Annotated in this window: 1 pseudogene; it reads left to right on the forward strand. The window is 38.9% G+C overall.

Annotated elements, in window-relative coordinates:
* Positions 1-216: pseudogene (locus V6767_RS22805) on the forward strand (DNA polymerase III subunit beta); the annotation flags it as partial.

Consider the following 216-nt stretch of genomic DNA (forward strand, 5'->3'; position numbering starts at 1 on the left):
GATCGATTTGCAAATCACAGAAGATCAGCGTTGTATTTTAAAGTCAGGGAATAGCCGTTTTGTTTTAGGTACATTGCCTGCAGAAGATTATCCATTACTCACCACTGAAAACAGTCAGGGTACACAAGTTCAAGTCACTCAGCGTGAATTAAAACGTTTATTTGAAAAAACAGCGTTTGCAATGGCGGTTCAGGATGTACGTTTTTATTTGACTGG

It is taken from the genome of Martelella sp. FLE1502 (genome assembly GCF_053484255.1).